The following is an 18235-nucleotide window of genomic DNA, read 5'->3' as shown; positions in this document are numbered from 1 at the left end:
GGGATCAAGGCGGTCAAGGGCATCGACCTGAACATTCAGCCGGGCGAGCTGGTCACGCTCATCGGCGCGAACGGTGCAGGCAAGACGACCACCATGAAGGCGATCACGGGCTTGTTGCCGTGGGCCGATGGCGACATCGAGTATCTGGGCAAGTCGATTCGCGGCGTGAAGGCGTTCGATCTGCTCAAGCAGGGGCTGGCGATGGTGCCGGAAGGTCGCGGCATCTTCACGCGCATGACCATCCTCGAGAACATGCAGATGGGGGCTTATCTGCGCAACGACAACGCGGGCATCAAGCAGGACATCGACAAAATGTTCGGCATCTTCCAGCGTCTGAAGGAGCGCAAGGATCAGCTCGCGGGCACGTTGTCCGGTGGTGAGCAGCAGATGCTCGCCATGGCGCGTGCGCTCATGAGCCAGCCCAAGCTGTTGCTACTCGACGAACCGTCGATGGGTCTCTCGCCGATCATGGTCGAGAAGATCTTCGAAGTGGTGCGTACGGTGTCGGGCGAGGGCGTGACGGTGCTGCTCGTGGAGCAGAACGCGCGTCTGGCGCTGCAAGCGGCGCACCGTGGCTACGTGATGGACAGCGGGCTGGTCACCATGACCGGCGACGCGAAGGACATGCTCGACGACCCGAAGGTGCGCGCCGCGTATCTGGGGGAGTGAGTCGGGGAGGGGGAGTGTGAATCGAGCTGTCGGCGACACTGCTTAACCGTCAGTTGATAATGAGAAATGGCCCCGAATTCGGGGCCATTTTCATGGTTATACGGGAAAGCTGCCGAGATCCGTTGGTTTGGCTCGGCGAACGTGAGCTACTTGCCCGCGATGCTCTCCTGTGGTTGCCACTTACCGCCGACCACCTTGTACATCGTGATGCCGCCTTCCTTGAGATCGCCGTGAGCGTCGTAGCCGATACGCTGAGACGTTACCCCGGTAAATGATGTGGCCGCAAGCGCGGGCAAGTACTTCGCCGGCTCCGATGAGCCTGCCTGCACCATTGCCTTCATCATGGCCATTGCGCCGTCGTAGGCGTAAGGGGAGTACGTCTGCACCGGGCTACTAAAACGCTTCTGATAGCGCTGGCTGTACGCGGGGCCACCGGGCATTTGTTCGAGTGGCAAACCCGCCAGTGAGCAAATCGTCCCCTCGGAGGCTTTGCCGGCAAGACGAATGAAATTGTCGGTTTTGGACATTTCGCCGGACACCAGCACAGACTGCATGCCCAGTTCACGCATCTGCTGGACCATCGGTGCAGATTGCGCCTCGGCACCACCGTAAAAAATGACATCCGGATTGAGACGCTTCAGATTGGTTAGAACCGCCTTAAAGTCAACAGCTTTGTCGTTGGTGAACTCCCGGCGTATCACGTTGCCGCCTGCCGCTTTGGCGGCTTTCTCGAATTCATCCGCAAGTCCTTGCCCATAAGCGGTGCGGTCGTCAACGATGGCAATGCGCTTCGCCCCGAGTTTTTTCACGACGTACGCACCGACCACACTGCCTTGTTGGGTGTCGGAGGTCATCATGCGGAACGTCGTTTTGAAGCCTTGCCGGGTATATTCCGGCGCGGTCGCCATTGCGATTTGCGGTATGCCCGCCCGGCTATACACGGCGGACGCCGGGATGCTAGTGCCGGAGTTGAAGTGCCCGAGCATGCCTTTGATGCCGTTGTCGACCAGCCGTTGAGCGACCAGCGAACCGGCGCGGGGGTCTGCCTGATCGTCGTCCGACTCCAGCGCGAACTTCACGTCCTTGCCGCCGATCTTGGGATGTGTGCCGTTGAAATCTTCGATGGCGAGGACGATGCCATTTTGCATGTCTTTGCCGTACTGCGCCTGCGCGCCGGTAAGGGGGCCGGCAAAACCCAGCTTGATTTCCTGAACTTGCGCAAACGCAGATGCTGCGCTGAGCGATGCAAGGGCGACGCCGACGTTGATTAAGGAAAGACGTAATTTCATCAAGAAACCTCCGGTGATTATGCTGTTATTGAGGGGGCAGCGGAAATCATTTGCGATCGCGAAATCCAAGCGTGACGCCAAAGAAGCTGACCGCAGCGGCAGCGATAACGTAGATGGCAGGCGCCATTGCGCTGCCGGTCGTTGCGATCAGCCATGTGAGAATCAGCGATGCGAACCCGCCGAAGGTCATGACCGCGATGTTGTAGGCGACGGAAAGCCCGGTCGAGAGCACGCGTGAAGGGAATATCTCCGAGAAAGCGGCAAGGATTGGACCGGTGTACCCAGCGATCAACACGCCGAACACGGCCTGAAAGATGACCAGATTCATCTGTGTCGGGTGGGAAACGATCAGCGCGAACATCGGATACGCGATCAGGAGAATGCCCCCGGAGCTACACGCGAGAAGCTTCTTGCGACCGATTCGGTCGGACCATGCACCGACAAACGGAGACAGGACCGTGATGATGAGCCCGCCGATCACGCCGGCAATGAACGACATCGACTGCGGCATTTTGAGCGTTTTGACGGCGTACGTCGGCATGTAGAACAACAGCACGTAGATGCATACCGTCCAGAGAATCACCATCGAAAACGTGGTCAACGTCTCCCGAGGCAGCGTGGTGAGGACTTCGGAGAGCGGCTTCTTGACCTTGCCTTGATTGGCAAGAAACGCGGGCGTCTCGTCGACACCGCGACGGATATAAAAGCCAATGGGTCCGATCAGAATGCCAAGCAGGAAGGGCACGCGCCATCCCCACGATTTCATAGCTTCCGGCGTGAGGTAAAGCGTGAGTAAAGTGCCCGCGAGTGCGCCCAGCACGACGGCAAAACCGATGCTGCTTTGAATCCAGCTCGAGTAATAGCCCTTCTTGTCATTCGGCGCATGTTCGGTGAGGAACGCGGTGGCGCTGCCCATCTCGCCACCGGCCGAGAAGCCCTGCATCAAACGCGCGAGGATGATGAGGATGGGGGCGGCGATGCCGATCTGCTCGTAAGTCGGGGCCAGTCCAATGAGCGCAGTCCCCCCTGCCATCAGCAGAATCGTCAGCGAAAGCGCTGCTTTTCTCCCCGCGCGATCGGAATACATACCAATCAGAATGCCGCCGAAGGGGCGTACCACGAAGCCGACGCCAAACGTGGCGACCGATAGCAGGAGCGACGTCAGATCGTCGCCGGTTGGAAAAAAAAGTTGACCGATGGTAATGGCGAAAAATCCATAAACCATGAAGTCGAACCACTCGAACCCATTACCCAGAATCGTTGCCGTAATGGCTCGACGACGGCGTTTTGCCTCGTCTGCGGTGGTCGGCACGGTTGTCGCTGCGATCTCCATTGCGAATACCCATTTGGTGAATTGAATGGCGGGAAGCCCAGAGAGCGGCTCCCCCGGTGTTGCCCTGTTTGCGAGCTGACTTCCATTCGATAGCGCCAATAAGTGCATTCCTATCTACGTTATGCCGGAAGCCTTTCGCTCGGAGTCGCAGCGGAAATAGGATTTTTTAGGGTTTTCCAGTGGCTGCTCGGAAAGTCGCGAGGTGGACCAGATGTTCGCCTGATCGTGAAAGACGAATGACGTTGGTGACGCCAGGCAATTGGATAGTCTTTGCGTTGTTCGATGTAGAAGACTGGCGGGGGAAATTCCTATCTGTTGTAGGTAGAGCGGGTTGTGCGCCGAGACCTAATATGCCTCGGAGGCTCATCGTGAGCGTATCCGGCCAGTCAGGCCACCGAGCATCGGACCGAGGATCACCATGTCGAACACCAGCAAACACGACGCGCTTGTTTCTGCACGCGCTCAACATGTCGCACGAGGCGTTGCGACGGCTCACCCCCTTTTCGTCGAACGGGCCGCAGGCTCGTATGTCTGGGACGTGAACGGCCGTCGTTACCTGGATTTTGTGGGCGGCATCGGCGTCATGAACGTTGGTCACAATCATCCGAAGATTGTGGCTGCGGTGAAGGCGCAGCTCGATCGTGTGACCCACGCAGCGTTTCAGGTGGCTGGATATGACGTGTATATCGAACTTGCGGAGCGCTTGAACAAGCTGATCGGAAATGGCGCACCGTATAAGAGTGTGTTTTTCACCACGGGCGCCGAGGCGGTCGAGAACGCAGTGAAGATTGCGCGCTCTTATCGCAACGCACCGGGCGTTATTGCATTCCGCGGTGGATTTCATGGCCGCACGCTGCTTGGCATGTCTTTGACCGGGATGAGCACCCCTTACAAGCAGAATTTCGGTCCGTTTGCGGGCGACGTTTATCACACTCCCTATCCCGACCCGTATCGCGGGTTTTCAGCCGACGACGCTATTCAGGCCATCGAAGACATTTTTGCGACCCAGATCGCACCGGATCGTGTCGCTGCGGTCATTTTGGAGCTGGTGCAGGGTGACGGAGGGTTCCTTCCCGCGGGTCCCGAGTTTCTTCAAAGGCTGCGCAGTCTGACATCCAGGCACGGCATTGTCCTGATCGCAGACGAAATTCAGACTGGATTCGGTCGCACGGGCGAGTTGTTCGCGTTTCAGCAAGCCGGTATCCAACCCGATCTCGTGACGGTGGCTAAGAGTTTGGCCGGTGGGTTCCCGATTTCCGGGGTGGTGGGCCGAGCCGATATGATGGATTCGCCCGAACCGGGTGGTCTCGGCGGCACATACGCAGGCAATGCGCTCGCATGTGCCGCGGCACTCGCTGTACTGGATTTGTTCGAAAACGACGGGTTGTTGGCGCAATCTCGTGAACTCGCGGAGGTTTTGCGCGAAGGACTCGATACGCTTGCGGACAAGCACTCGGAGATTGGTACTATCCGGGGTGTGGGGGCCATGCTTGCGCTCGAATTTGTCAAACAGGGCGATCCGATGCAACCCGACGCTGCGTTCGCACAGCGCGTGATTAACGGGTGTCGCGAGTCTGGTTTGCTGGTGATCAAGTGCGGCGTGCACCGCAATAATGTGCGCCTGCTTGCACCGCTCACCACGTCGCACGAAGATGCCCGGGATGCCATCGGTATTCTCGACGCCGCCATTACGAAAGCCCGGAGCGCTTGAGGAATCCTGGCCCGCGACTGCCAGTCAAGGCGAATCATGACAAGCGATATTGCAAGGCGATTTTCCGACAAAACCGTTCTGACGATCGATATGTACGGAACGTTGATCGACTGGGAAGCCGGGATTGTCGACGCACTTGATCCCATACTGAGGGCTCACGGGCATGTGCTTGCCAGTGACGCACTACTCGAGAAATACGCGTGGCATGAGTCGGCATTGGAAGCCGGGCCGTATCTGACTTACCGGGAAATACTCGAAGAGGCGCTCAATCGTATAGCCAAAGATCTCGGGTTTGTACCTGATGAGCATGAGCTCGAGAGATTTTCACATTCGGTAGGTGACTGGCCACCGTTTCCGGACTCTCGGGATGCGCTCCTGGCGTTGCAACATCGCTTCCGTTTGGCGATCATCACGAACGGCGACGACGAGTTCTTCGCGTTATCGAATAAGCATCTTGGGGTTGAGTTCGATTACGTTGTAACGGCCCAACAAACCCGTAGCTACAAGCCTTCGCTTAACAATTTCCATGTAGCTTTGGGTCGAATGCAAACGCCCCGTAGCGAGATTCTTCACGTCGCACAGAGTCTTTTTCACGACCATGTTCCCGCGCAGGCAGTTGGGTTGCAGACTGTCTGGATCGATCGGCGTCAAGGGCGTCCGGGGTACGGCGCCGTGCCCCGGGCCGTCGCCGTGCCGGACGCCCGATTCATCGACATGTGCTCCTTCGCGCATGCGATTCTAGACGTATAAGTATTTCGATTCGCGTGGCATCGCGCGAACCGACCCGTTTGTCATCGTGTTGGAGAAACACTATGAACATCTCGATGGCACTTGAGGACACTGTCCTGCGCAACGCCAGAGTCGTTGCTGGCGAGGGCGGCATTGGCACCGAGATTACTTGGGTGCATATCGTGGACCATCCCGATATTGCGGCATGGGTGGAGCGCGGGCACCTGCTCCTTTCCACCGGATACAACTGGCCCGGGGACGACGCGTCTCAGCGCGCATTGATCCGTTCGCTAGCAGCGCGCGGCCTGGCCGGTGTCGTACTGGCGGTGCCGAAATTTCTTGCACATTTCCCGGACGCCTCGATTGAAGAAGCCAATCAGGTCGGTCTGCCGTTGCTTGAAATCGACTGGGAAGTGCCTTTTCGCACGATCACGGAGGAGATACATGCGAGCATTATTCGAGATCAGAGCGAGCTGATCCAACGATCCGATGAGATTCATCGGGCGCTCACGCATGCAGCGCTGACCGCTAATACGCTGAGCGATCTCGCGGTTTCCCTTGGGGGACTGTTGAACAGATCGGTCAATTTCGTGGATCCCGACGGGCTGACCCTGGGTACCAGTGAAGCCAGGAGCGCGGCGGTGGATGTCGGCGAGCGGGAACGCAACTATATGCGACTGCTCCACAATCGCATCATCCTGCGCCGGATTCAGGACAGCGTCAGCCCGATTCTCATCGACCCTCAGCCGGAAGTCGACGTGCCCAGACGTTTGGGTTGCCCGATTCGCATTCGTGGCGAGATCGCGGCGATTGTCTTCGTCGACGAGGGGGATGAAGCGCTGGGGGAGCTCGATATCCGAGCGACGGAGCACGCGTCGATCATCGGTGCATTGCACCTCGCCCATATGCACGCGCTGCATTTGCAGGAAGAGCGGTTGGGGTACGCGCTGGTCGGAACGCTGCTGGAAGGAAAGTTCGAAGAGACGCCCTCTGCACTTGAGCGTGCGCGGCTCAGCGGGTGGGATCCGGCGGGTAGTTATCGGGTTTGTCTGGTGCTTCTCGACGAACCTCTACCACTTTCCCGAGAAGGTTTTTTACGCCGGGAGCGATGGGTCGACAGACTCCGCAAGTATCTGGAGGGTGTCGAACAGTCAACGCTCGTGTTGGTCTCGCTGAATCAGATCACGTTCTTCCTCGCATCGCATCTGGAGCCGGAGCCGCTATGGCGCGTGCTTGGCAGCCGCGGCGCTGCGTTAGCGGTGAGCCGAGAACACACCGGCGTGGCTGGCATGGCAAAGGGGGGCGAGGACGTTCAGTCTCTGCTCCCGTTGCTGAAGCCGGGGAAAGTGCATCATTTCCACGAGGTGATGTTTCCGAGAGCCCTGATGGGAGATGCCGGCGCGCGAGCCCTTTTCGTGGAGAGCCGCTTGGGGCCGTTGTTGGCTGACAAGAAGGGCGAGGCGCTCATGGAGACGGTGGAAGCGCTTTGCGCTGAAGGGTTTCAGCTTGCGAATACGGCTCGCCGTCTTAGTGTGCATATCAGCACGCTGCGTTACCGAGTGGAGCGCATCGAATCGATGTTGGGGACGACGTTGGAGTCGCAGGAGTGCCGATTCGAGATTCAGGTGGCGGTCGCGTTATACAAAATCATGACGGAGCGGTGAACCGGGCAGGGCAATCTCGTTGGATGGAAAAAAGGGCGCCTCGGCGCCCTTTTCCTACGCGATATCCAGATGCAATGTCTGCGTTTCCAGAAACTCATCGATGCCGTGGTGCGACCCTTCTCGCCCCAATCCGGATTCCTTGACGCCGCCGAAGGGGGCAACTGCGGACGAGATGACACCGGTGTTGATCCCGACCATGCCGTACTCCAACGCTTCACCGACGCGGAAGATGCGTGCCAGATCTCGCGAGAACAGATAGCCCGCCAGTCCATACGGCGTATTGTTTGCTCGCTCGATGACTTCGCTCTCACTCGAGAATTTGAACAGCGCGGCGACAGGGCCGAAAGTCTCCTCGGCGGCAATTCGCATGTCGTCCGTCGCGTTGCTCAGGATGGTGGGCTCGACGTACTGCTCGCCCAGCGGGGAAGAATGGCCGCCGGTGGCGACGGTTGCCCCCTTGGCGACGGCGTCGTGGATATGCGAAAACACCTTTTCGACGGCGGCCTGATTGATCAGCGGCCCAATGGTCACACCGTCATCGGTGCCGCGCCCCACGCGAAGTTGAGTGACAGCTTGGTTGAGTCGTTCGAGGAACGCGTCGTAAATCCCGGCTTGCACGTAGATCCGGTTGGCACAGACGCACGTTTGCCCGCTGTTGCGAAACTTGCTAAGCATGACGCCCGCCACCGCTTTTTCCAGGTCGGCATCGTCAAACACGATGACAGGGGCGTTTCCGCCGAGTTCCAGGCTCACACGCTTGACCGTGTCTGCGCACTGACGCAGTAGCAGCTTGCCGACAGGGGTCGATCCGGTAAATGTCAGCTTGCGGACCACGGGGTTGGCGGTCAGCTCGCCGCCAATGCCCTGCGGCAAACCCGTCACGATATTGATGACGCCTGCCGGAATACCAACGCGCTCGGCCAGTACGGCTAGCGCGAGTGCCGAGTACGGCGTGAGTTCCGACGGCTTCACGATGACCGTACAGCCCGCCGCCAAAGCCGGCGCCAGCTTGCGCGTGATCATCGCATTGGGAAAGTTCCACGGCGTGATGGCGGCGCAGACGCCCACCGGCATCTTACGCACGATGATCCGCCGTCCGGGTTGCTGTGCCGGAATGGTCTCGCCATAAGCACGAATGCCCTCTTCGGCGAACCACTGCACGAATGAGGCGCCGTACAGAATCTCGCCCTTTGATTCGGCAAGCGGCTTGCCTTGCTCAAGCGTCATGATCATGGCAAGGTCGTCCGCGTTCGCGATCATCGCATCGTGCCACGCACGGAGCTTGGCCGCGCGATCATGGGCGGTCAATGCGCTCCACGCGGGGAGTGCACGAGATGCGGCGTCGATAGCGGTGCGTGTGTCACTTGCATCGCAATTGGGCACCGTACCGATGGGGCGTCCTGTCGCGGGGTTGTTGACCGGTAACGTCGCTCCCGATCGCGATGGCAACCAGTGGCCGTTGACGTATGCATGCTGCCGGAACAGCGAGGGATCTTTCAGGGGGATCATATGGAACCGTACCGTCCTACGTTGGTGTCAGCAGGCGTGGTATTCCCGCCGCGTGACGCGAGCGAAAGGGGGAGGGGCCCCTGGATTGACGTCTGAACAGACGAGACCCCTCCGGTGAAACAAGTTAGCGAGCCAGCTCCGCTTTGTGGGCTTCTGCCAGTGCGGCCATACTCTCGAAGCGGAAATCGTATCTGGGCGTTCCGGGCGGAGCCATCGTTGCGCCCCAGCCGGCATCTGCATGACGACGATCGATCCATGCCGACGCAAGCCCGAAGCCGTTGGCGGGCGCATGGTCGTGGAACAAGCTCTGAGCCGTGTGAAGTACGTCCTGCTTGCCAATCCGGAAATCGGCTTCCAGACGTCCCAGCATGTATTCAAAGTTGCGCGGGCTCGGCTTGTACGAGCCGATATCCTGAGCCGTGTAGATCGCATCGAATTCGACGGCAAGACATGTATTGCTGCCGCGGAAAGACAAACGGTCAACGTTCGACAAAATCACAAGCTTGAAATGCTGCTTCAGATATTTCAATGCGTCGACCGAATCAGAGAAGGCGGGCCAATCAGGAACGGACGCCCCGAAAATGTTGGCTTCCTCGTCTGTGACTCCAATGTTCCATTCGTTGGCGAGGCGTCGATACACCACACCCAGCAACGTGGAGTAAGCAAGTGCCGGCGTACGGAGCTCCTGATCGGCTTCGTGGCGGGCGTAGATATTCAGAATCTCGTCTCGCGACGCGCCGGCTTTGCCGGCTTTTTCGATGAGGGGGATCAAACCGTTGTAGATGCCGGTTTCCCAGTCGATCAACGTCCCATAACAGTCGAAAGTGAGTGCTTTAAAGTCGGTCAGCTTCATGATCGCTCCTAGTCAGAGATTATCTGCGACAGATTTTTCCAGAAAGAATCGCAGGATTTGAGTGAAATGGTTCGCGTCGGGATACGGCGCGGGATGTTCTGATCAATTTGAAAGTGTGGGCAGCACCTTACCGGGGTTCAGTAGATTGAACGGATCCAGCGCTCGCTTTATCGCCCACGCTATTTCAAGTTCTTCGCGGCTGCGAACAGACGTGAGCTCGTCGCGTTTGGCGACGCCAATGCCGTGTTCCGCCGAGATTGAACCGTCCAATTCGCTTGCTGCATGATCGATGACGCTCGCGATATGGTTGCCGTGCGTGGCCAGAAACTCATCGGCCGAAGTTTCGTCCGGACGCAGAGGATTGAAATGCACGTTTCCGTCGCCGATGTGTCCGTAGACGATCATGCGCGCTTTCGGAGCAATAGATAGCACTTTGGCTGTTGTTTCGTGGATGAATCCGGGGATCGACGACAGCGGCACGGAAATGTCGCATCGCACACTACCGCGAGCCTTCGTTTGGGCGTCTGAGATTTCCTCACGGATCATCCAGAATTCGGCCGCTTGACGAGCATTTGATGCCATCACGGCGTCGGTGACGTGCCCAAGTTCCATTGCGTCAGACAGGGCGGCAAGTAATTGCGCTTCGGCGTCGGCCTGGTCCGCGTTTGACGACGTTTCGACCAGCACATACCAGGGGTGGGTGTCAGCGAGCGGGGACGCCTGACCCGCGAGATGCGAGAGCACGAGCGACATTGCGTCTGAGGAGATGAGCTCGAACGCCGTCACATCGGTACCGAGTCGCTGGCGAATCAGATTGAAGACTGCCAGTACGTCCTCGGGCGTTCTCAATCCAAGAAATGCGCTGGATACGGAGCGTGGCACCGGGAAAAGTTTAAGAACCGCTGCGGTGATGATGCCCAGAGTCCCCTCGGTGCCAATAAACAAATGCTTAAGATCGTATCCCGCATTGTCCTTACGAAGACCGCGCAACCCATTCCATATCCGCCCGTCGGGCAAGACTACCTCAAGTCCCAGAACGAGATCGCGCATGTTGCCGTAGCGAAGGACTGCCGTTCCCCCCGCGTTGGTCGACAGATTTCCACCGATTTGGCAACTTCCCTCGGAGCCAATGCGGAGTGGAAACAGAGCACCCGCTTTCTCCGCCGTGGCCCGCGCCTGGTTCAATGTGACGCCGGCATCCAGCGTCATCGTGGCGTTCGTGGGATCCAGCGCACGCACTCGGTTGAGTCTGGCGAGCGAGAGAATGACTGAAGTCCCCGTGTCGTCAGGGACACTTCCCCCGAGCAGCGATGTATTTCCGCCTTGCGGTACGACGGGGAGGTCGTTCGCGTAGCAGTAAGCCGTGACGGCACTGACATCGCGCGTGTTCGCCGGACGCGCCACGCAAAGGGACCTTCCGTGAAAAACACTACGGTAGTCGCTTTCGAACGGCACGGCGTCGGCTCCACACAGGACGTGTGTTTCGCCGACGATTGCCCGCAGGCTGTCGAGGTGTTGCTGGGACATGACTCTTCACCCTAATCAGATTGATCGTCACAGCACGTATGAGATCGCGGCTGAGTTGATAACGAATAGGATGGAGCTTATGTGCTTACTGAGCCTGCCGATATGGCGTAAGAGTAGGAGGAATGGGGGGGCAAATTCGTGTGTAATCGACAAATGTCTCCAAGTCGACCTATGGCGCGACATCACGCTGTTTCCGGTGCATATGATCCGAAACGGCAATGACCTCACTCACGCGACGTTCTCGTACGAGAATGTCATGCAGCACGGCCTCATCTTGGCGGAGTTCCTTGATCAACTGCGCTAGCTTTAACCGCATCTTCTCGGGATTTCTGTGGAACCCGGACCCGCGCGGGGAAGTCATCCGCACCATCGCTCCCATCGTTGGCTACGCCTTCGCGTTTGGCTTGCGGGCTCAGGGCTTTCCCTTGACGACGACCTTCAACGCTTCCATATCGAGCATTGCTTCGGCCAGCAGTTTCTTCAGCCGGCCATTCTCCACCTCGAGGTCCTTGAGCCGGCGGGCTTCCGAGACTTCCATGCCGCCGAACTTTGCGCGCCACGTGTAGAACGACGCGTCACTGAACCCGTGCTTCCTGCACAGTTCCTTGACCGGCATGCCAGCTTCAGCTTCCTTCAGAAATCCGATGATTTGCTGTTCCGTAAATCGCTTCTTCATGTTCGTCTTCTTCTCCGAAAACGAACTTTACTAGACTCCGGCTGGCCCTGTTTGTAGGGGGCAGGTCAAACCACCATGTTTCACGACAAGATCACCATCGGCGGCAAGGACATCTACATCCGGGAGTGGGCTGTCCGATACTAGTCGCCTTTAGCCCAAGTCCTTCGAACGAGACCCGCCAGCCCAGAAAAGACCCGCTCGTTCTCGGACACGGTGGGTGTGTCCGTAGTGATGAGGAACGACTTCGGTTTTCGAGTGAAGGAAATCTTTGCGTCGTCGAGTAGTTGCTGTGCTTCGTCGGCTAAATGCGGCGCGATGCGGAAGCCCAGGAGCGATTTGTTGCCGCTGCGTTTGTGGAGCCAGAAGTAGTTGTTACGACCGACGCTAACGGCAATGTAGTTCTTCACATAACTTATTTGAGCCGACTGGAGCTCGTCACCAACTACTGACATCAACTTGTCGGTCGTCTCTGCTGTCCATCTTGCTTTCTTGTTCCAGTAGTCGCGGTTGACTTCGATTTCCTGCTCGGCTGAGCCGTCGTCGATTTCCTCGTAGGTATCGAGTACCTTTGTAAAGTGCAAAGCTTTTTGTCCGTCGACATCGACCAACGAGACTTGAATTGCGATGATGGGTACAGAGTGACTCAGGATGTGTATGACGTTGAAAAAGCGTCGAGTAATGCTCTCTGCTACGAGCACTGCATAATGCTGTCGCTGTGGCCAGCGTCGCTTCTCGTTATCCCAGTATTCGATCGTGCGGATGATGTGCGTTTCATCCGTTTCGCCAAGCATCACTTCGACCTCGTACATCGAGTCGTCTTGGGGGTCCTTAAGCAAGATGTCGACCCGTCCGCCGGAGCTCTGGCGTCTCTCCTTGATCAGACCATCCAGGTCACCTAGGCCAAGTGCCGACGGATTTGCCCAAATCTGGTCCTGAAGCCAGTACTCGTTCAAGCCGGCGCTGCGGATGGAGAGGGGCTGTGCGACTTTAATATCCTCAGTCATTGAACTCTTTTTGTATCGGTGGGGTTCAAATAATTGGGTGTCTCGATCAAAATGTATTCGATCGATGTTGGGGCCATTCTGCCTAGTGACGGTTATCGTCGCCGTTTGTCTATGGGATAGGGCGCATTCGGTGGAATTCGGGCATGCGATGTGTCCTTGCATAGTGAGGGGCGACTTGGTATTCAAGCCAACGCCACTATGCCCATGACCACGTCAAATCCGCGCAAACGCGCCCATTCGTCGCATCGGACTGAACGTCTTCGATCGGCTAGAAGTTGTGATTCAACTTGCGTATCAGGTATTGACGCAAATTTTCGACACATTCATTCGTTATTTTCACCCGGTGTGTCTATGTTTGCATTGGGAGTTCGTGCGGCCTGTAGCATTGCTGACGTCGCAACCTCCATAGAGTTGCGCACTGGTTCAAGCCACAGTCGCGCGTAGATCGCGGTCGTTTGTGTTGACTTGTGATTTAGCGAGCGACCGATCACAGACATATTCGCGCCGGTTCCAGCCTGCCATGACCCCATCGTACGCCGCAAATCGTGTATGCGAAGATCGGCAATGCCCGCTTTTTCGAGAATCGCCCTCCAGGCGTTCTTCGGTGAAACGAGATGTCCGGTATCGCCGTCACCGGGAAAGACGAATGGCGAGTTGGCGCGGACGTTATTCCGTGCCTTCAGGATTGCGATGGCGTCGGCAACAAGCGGCACAGTGTGGGGTGTTCCATTTTTTGTGTCTGGGATACGCCATTCGGCGCGATCGAAATTGATCTGATCCCAGCGCATTGCTAGAACGTTCCCGCGCCGCGCTCCCGTGAACAAACTGATCAAGATGAAATCGCGGACGGTCGGGTTGGGATATGCAAGCACTTGTTCGAAGAATTTGGGCAACTCATCGGGTTGTAGGAATCGATCACGACTCACCTCACTGTGCTTGCGGATCCCATGGCAGGGGTTGAGCTTGTCCCAAATCCCCCATTCGATGGCTTTGCCGAACACGCTACTGACCAGCGCGAGAACGCGGTTCGCCATGGTCTTGTGTTCTTTGCTCACCTTTGTGAATAGTTGAGCAATCGTGGACTTAGTAATCTCGGAGAGCTGCCGCGACGCGAGATTGATGCCATCCGCGTTGTTCGAAAGATATTTTTCGAACTTCTGCTTGTCCTCGCCTGCGGTCTTCTTGTGCGGGAGACTGTGATTCGTGTAGTACTCGTCGAAGAGATCACCGAACGTCATCTCGGCGCGTCGAGTTCGCTTCGCTTCGGCAGGATTTATCCCCTCGGCGATCTCTGAATTGAGCTTCATCGCTTGGGCTCGCGCTTTGTCGATTGTCAGATCGGGGAAGCGCCCAATTTTGACTCGTTCCGGTTTGCGATTGACTTTCCGATACAAGACAAACGTCTTAACCCCGCTGGCCCCAACGCCGACCGCAAGACCAGTCACTTTCGTGTCGTAGTAATACTTCCAGCCGGTCTCGGGTGGCGGCAGTCCCTCGATAGCTGCTTTGGTGAAGTTCAATGAGATCTTGCTTGAATGGCCCATTCCATTGCTACTCCATTGCTACCATCTACGTTGATTTCGATGGATGTGGAAAATCTTGGATTGAAATAAAAGTCATTATATATCAAGTGCTTACGTATATTCGTGAGCGTCAGTGATGTGGATAGAATTACAAAAGATCTGATTTGGGATCAGAGGGTCGTAGGTTCGAATCCTATCGCTCCGACCAAAAAAACCCTGTCGTATCAAGCAGTTGCAAAGCGCCCCATTGGGGCGTTTTTTGTTTGTCCGATAGGCTGTTCAACGCCTATTTCGCGGCGAACTTGTAGCGCGGCGCGCGTTTTGGCACCCGTTTGCACCGCATTTGGCACTGATCTAGCAACGCCTTTTGCGTAGATTTTGTCACTACGGCATGATTGTGGCTTTGCATGAAGCCCTCCCGCCTCCGCCGTATCACGCCTCCCACCCTTTCCGCCGCCATTTACCGCTACCTCACCGAGGTGTCCGCCTTGAAGAAAGGCGCCACCGCCGAGCAATCCATCGCCCGCACCTGGCTGTCGACCCGCATCGCCGGCCGGCCGATTGACCGTATCCGCAACACCGACCTCATCGCCATCCGCGATGAGTGGCTGCGGGATAAAGCGCCGGCCACGGTCGTTCGGCGGCTCGCCATGCTCTCCCATGTGTACACCGTCGCCCGCAAAGACTGGGGCTGGCCCGACCTGGCCAACCCGGTACAACTCGTGCGTCGACCGACCGTCGACGACGCTCGCGACCGGCGCGTGATCACCCGCATCAGGCTACGCGGCGTCCCTGAATCTGAGTGCCCCCGTAGCGAACTGGACTGGATCGTCAGGTCGACCCGCTCGGCCGAACTGCCCGTCATCGTAACGCTGGCGGCCGAGATTGCGATGCGGCGCGGAGAACTCTGCGGCATCCGGCGTGAGCACGTCGACCTGCGGCACGGCATCGTGCGCCTGCTCGATACCAAGAACGGTACCTCCCGGGACGTGCCGCTGACGCCGTGGGCACGCGAAGTCCTGCGACAGCATCTCGCGGGTCGGCCACCGCGTGGTCGGGTTTTCACGATGACACCGGGCGCTGTGACTCGCGCCTTCATCCGGGCAAGGCAACGGGCGAGGCAAGAGTACGAGGCAATGTGCCGGCGACACGGTCGCCGCCCGAACCCGGCGTTTTTCATCGACCTGCGCCTGCACGACCTGCGGCACGAAGCCACGTCGACGCTTGCGCCAATTTTTGAGTTGCACGAGCTGGCCAAGATCAGCGGCCATAAGGACACGCGCATGCTGCTGCGCTACTACCATCCGGACGGCCGCGAGTTGGTCGCCAAGATTGCACGTAGCGCGCTCGGGCGCCGGCAATCCGCGCAAATTCGCGCAGGCCAGGCACCGCTTGACCGTCGGGCGCCGTCAAAACAGCCCTTCCATCACACCCGGCTCCCAGTTGGTAATGACCAACTCGCGGCTCGTCGACGGCCGTCCGTGGCTGTTTGCCACCGAGTACCGGATGTCCAGGTCGAGCATGTGCAAGCCGTCGAAAACGTCCCGGATGTCCGGATGGTCGTTGATCGACACCATGACCTTGCCGCGCGCGGATCGCATGAAGTCAGCCATCGCCTCGTACTCGCTGAACTCGAACGGGACGCCGTAGCCCTCGGTCTGCCAGTACGGCGGGTCGAGATAAAGGAACGCATGCGGCCGGTCGTAGCGGGTAACGCACTCGTGCCACGGCAGGTTTTCGACGTGGGTTCCGGCCAGGCGCAGATGCGCGGCCGACAGCGATTCCTCGATCCGCAACAGATTGATGGCCGGGGCCGTGGTGGCCGTCCCGAAGGTCTGGCCGGCCACCTTGCCACCGAAGGCATGGTGCTGCAGGTAGTAGAACCGGGCGGCCCGTTGGATATCGGTCAGCGTCTCGGGCCGCGTCATCTGCTGCCACTTGAACACTTGCCGGCTACTGAGCGCCCACTTGAACTGGCGGACGAACTCTTCGAGGTGGTGCTGCACGACCCGGTAGAGGTTCACCAGCTCGCCGTTGACGTCGTTGATGATCTCGACCGGCGCCGGCATGGGCCGGAGGAAGTACAGCGCGGCACCGCCGGCGAATGCTTCGACGTAGCACTCGTGCGGCGGGAATAGTGGAATGAGTTTGTCGGCCAGCCGGCGCTTGCCGCCCAGCCAGGGGATGATGGGAGATGCGTTGTGCATTGCCTTCGTCAAGTGTGGTAGGCTTACGCCGCCTCTGCAGGGGTGGCGCGGCCTTGCCGGATTCGCAGTGCACGCTGCGGGTGCGGGGCGTGCCTGGTGCGCCAACACCGGGCCCGTCGCCGCGTTTTCTTTCAGTGATCGGCGGCGGCCGCCAGTGTTATGCGCTTGAACGGGTTCACCGTAAAGCACAGCGGGATATGCGCATAGCCCGCCCAGGCGGTCGCATTCCATCCGATACCGTCCCACCGGTTCCACGCCTTCCAGCCCAGCTTGGCCATGCCCCAGCGGCCGTGGTAATACACGTTGAAGGTGCCGCCGCGACCGATGGCGATGAAAAGCACCAGATCAGCCCGCTCGACATAGCGCAATACCCGCCATGCGGCCGCCTCGAACGGCACACCGAGCGGCACGTAGTCCCACCCGTAGGCCGGATTGCGATAGAGCCACCACACCCTAGCCAGAAAGCGCCGCAGCGGTGTGGTGCCCCACGACGCGTCGAGATAGCCGTCCTGCCACCCAGCGTCGAGCGTCGCATCGAAGGTCTGGAACCACCGCAACCCGCGCGGCAGGTTGCCGGAGTCGTCTGCCACGGCCGCGAGGGCGGGGGCGAGGGTCCAGGCGAGCAGCGTCATGAGCAGCGACGCCAGCACGAGGATGGGATACAGGGCAAACATGGTCACCTCCGCGAATCAGGAGGCCGATTGCGGCTCGGCGCTAGCCGGTGCCGTAGTCGTCAGCCACGATGGAATCGGGCCCCCGCCGTCATAGCTGGCGTTCTCGCCCTCGACCTTGATGATGCTGCCGATCTGGTATTGCGCGCCGGTGGTCGTCACGTACAACATCTCGCGACGATGATCCTCGACGACGCTCCAGGCGTCTGCCTCCCAGCGCGCAACCATGCCGTCTGCCGCTGGCGGTGGAGCCGGTTCGACCGCACCATATGGCACGTTGTAATGGCCGGGCGACAGCGACAGCTCATAGGCCGCCACTGGATAGAGGTAGAAGCCGTGCTCGTCGGTCTGATAGACGGTCTTTGTTTCCATCACTTCTCTCCTAAAGGTACTTTCACTGCAAATGCGACGCCGCTTGGTTCCTACAAGATCGACACCATTCGATCACACCGCCACTCCGCGCAGAGCGGTACCAGCTTCGTCAACAGTTCGGTCAGCGGTGGCAACTTAGCGTCGTTTGCCTCCGGTAGCAGTGTGCTAAACACACCCGCGACGGATTACACCGGGACCGGGGAAACGGCACCGAAGCACACTGTCTACGCTCCTCGAATTCACGTCTAAACATGGATGCGAGGGGCATAGGCCACGTTAGAGGGACGGGTCTCAGATGACGTACGAATCACGCGTGAATTATCGAATTCCGAATTGACGAAAAGCTCAGACTGTCCGGCCGCGCGGTCGAAGTAAATGGGCGAACCAACGCTTTGGAACGGCCCGGAAATGCTCCAGTTTCTGACGCTGCCTACCTGGCCTACTACGCGTTGATCTGCATCGCGTTGTGCCGTGCCGAGCGTTCTTGCATTTGCAGTG

General features: G+C 58.5%; 14 protein-coding genes, 1 tRNA gene and 3 pseudogenes. 6 read left to right on the top strand and 12 right to left on the bottom strand.

Annotated elements, in window-relative coordinates:
- The coding region (locus PCA31118_RS26740; RefSeq protein ID WP_150627952.1) for an ABC transporter ATP-binding protein at positions 1–669 on the top strand (669 nt) is incomplete at its 5' end.
- 146 nt (positions 670–815) lie between these two features.
- On the opposite strand, the gene PCA31118_RS26735 is transcribed toward PCA31118_RS26740, so the two are convergent.
- The gene (locus tag PCA31118_RS26735) at positions 816–1958 is read right to left on the bottom strand and encodes a branched-chain amino acid ABC transporter substrate-binding protein (protein ID WP_150627953.1); all 1143 of its coding nucleotides are present in this window, start codon (positions 1956–1958) and stop codon (positions 816–818) included.
- 46 nt (positions 1959–2004) lie between these two features.
- Positions 2005–3291: an MFS transporter gene (locus PCA31118_RS26730; protein WP_150627951.1), complete on the bottom strand. Its 1287-nt coding sequence runs from the start codon at positions 3289–3291 to the stop codon at positions 2005–2007.
- Between the two features lie 418 nt (positions 3292–3709).
- Between PCA31118_RS26730 and gabT the strand changes: the two genes are divergently transcribed.
- From gabT to PCA31118_RS26715, 3 genes are all read left to right on the top strand, one after another.
- Positions 3710–5002 (top strand): 4-aminobutyrate--2-oxoglutarate transaminase, encoded by a 1293-nt coding sequence (gene gabT, locus PCA31118_RS26725; protein ID WP_150627950.1) that lies wholly within the window; start codon positions 3710–3712, stop codon positions 5000–5002.
- Positions 5003–5038: 36 nt separating this feature from the next.
- Positions 5039–5752: a haloacid dehalogenase type II gene (locus PCA31118_RS26720; protein ID WP_150627949.1), complete on the top strand. Its 714-nt coding sequence runs from the start codon at positions 5039–5041 to the stop codon at positions 5750–5752.
- 62 nt (positions 5753–5814) lie between these two features.
- Positions 5815–7395, top strand: coding sequence for a PucR family transcriptional regulator (locus PCA31118_RS26715; RefSeq protein WP_150627948.1), 1581 nt, complete (start codon positions 5815–5817; stop codon positions 7393–7395).
- Positions 7396–7449: 54 nt separating this feature from the next.
- On the opposite strand, the gene PCA31118_RS26710 is transcribed toward PCA31118_RS26715, so the two are convergent.
- The 6 genes and pseudogenes from PCA31118_RS26710 to PCA31118_RS26685 form a co-directional block, all read right to left on the bottom strand.
- Positions 7450–8904, bottom strand: a complete 1455-nt coding sequence (locus PCA31118_RS26710; protein WP_150627947.1) for an NAD-dependent succinate-semialdehyde dehydrogenase — start codon at positions 8902–8904, stop codon at positions 7450–7452.
- A gap of 124 nt (positions 8905–9028) precedes the next feature.
- Entirely contained in the window at positions 9029–9757 is a 729-nt protein-coding gene (locus PCA31118_RS26705; protein ID WP_150627946.1) for a haloacid dehalogenase type II, read from the bottom strand.
- Between the two features lie 102 nt (positions 9758–9859).
- Positions 9860–11284 carry an FAD-binding oxidoreductase gene (locus tag PCA31118_RS26700; RefSeq protein WP_150627945.1) on the bottom strand — a complete coding sequence of 475 codons (1425 nt, stop codon included), beginning with the start codon at positions 11282–11284 and terminating at the stop codon, positions 9860–9862.
- A gap of 386 nt (positions 11285–11670) precedes the next feature.
- Positions 11671–11960: pseudogene (locus PCA31118_RS26695) on the bottom strand (transposase); the annotation flags it as partial.
- 140 nt (positions 11961–12100) lie between these two features.
- On the bottom strand, positions 12101–12964 hold the full coding sequence (locus PCA31118_RS26690; protein ID WP_150627944.1) for a hypothetical protein: 864 nt from the start codon (positions 12962–12964) through the stop codon (positions 12101–12103).
- Positions 12965–13287: 323 nt separating this feature from the next.
- Positions 13288–14508, bottom strand: coding sequence for a tyrosine-type recombinase/integrase (locus tag PCA31118_RS26685; protein ID WP_150627943.1), 1221 nt, complete (start codon positions 14506–14508; stop codon positions 13288–13290).
- Between the two features lie 101 nt (positions 14509–14609).
- Here PCA31118_RS26685 and PCA31118_RS26680 point away from each other — a divergent pair.
- Both PCA31118_RS26680 and PCA31118_RS27565 read left to right on the top strand, forming a co-directional pair.
- Positions 14610–14695, top strand: a tRNA-OTHER gene (locus PCA31118_RS26680).
- Between the two features lie 199 nt (positions 14696–14894).
- A pseudogene (locus PCA31118_RS27565) lies at positions 14895–15737 on the top strand (tyrosine-type recombinase/integrase); the annotation flags it as partial.
- A 159-nt stretch (positions 15738–15896) separates the two neighbouring features.
- Here PCA31118_RS27565 and PCA31118_RS26670 read toward each other — a convergent pair.
- From PCA31118_RS26670 to PCA31118_RS27225, 4 genes and pseudogenes are all read right to left on the bottom strand, one after another.
- Positions 15897–16694 (bottom strand): DNA adenine methylase, encoded by a 798-nt coding sequence (locus tag PCA31118_RS26670; protein WP_150627942.1) that lies wholly within the window; start codon positions 16692–16694, stop codon positions 15897–15899.
- Positions 16695–16825: 131 nt separating this feature from the next.
- On the bottom strand, positions 16826–17368 hold the full coding sequence (locus PCA31118_RS26665) for a DUF7338 family protein (protein WP_150627941.1): 543 nt from the start codon (positions 17366–17368) through the stop codon (positions 16826–16828).
- A 15-nt stretch (positions 17369–17383) separates the two neighbouring features.
- Positions 17384–17737, bottom strand: a complete 354-nt coding sequence (locus PCA31118_RS26660; protein WP_150627940.1) for a phage tail protein — start codon at positions 17735–17737, stop codon at positions 17384–17386.
- Positions 17738–17982: 245 nt separating this feature from the next.
- Positions 17983–18235: pseudogene (locus PCA31118_RS27225) on the bottom strand (hypothetical protein); the annotation flags it as partial.

Origin of the sequence: Pandoraea captiosa (assembly GCF_902459775.1) — a bacterium.
Taxonomy (GTDB): domain Bacteria; phylum Pseudomonadota; class Gammaproteobacteria; order Burkholderiales; family Burkholderiaceae; genus Pandoraea; species Pandoraea captiosa.
This window is presented reverse-complemented; position numbering and strand designations above follow the sequence as displayed.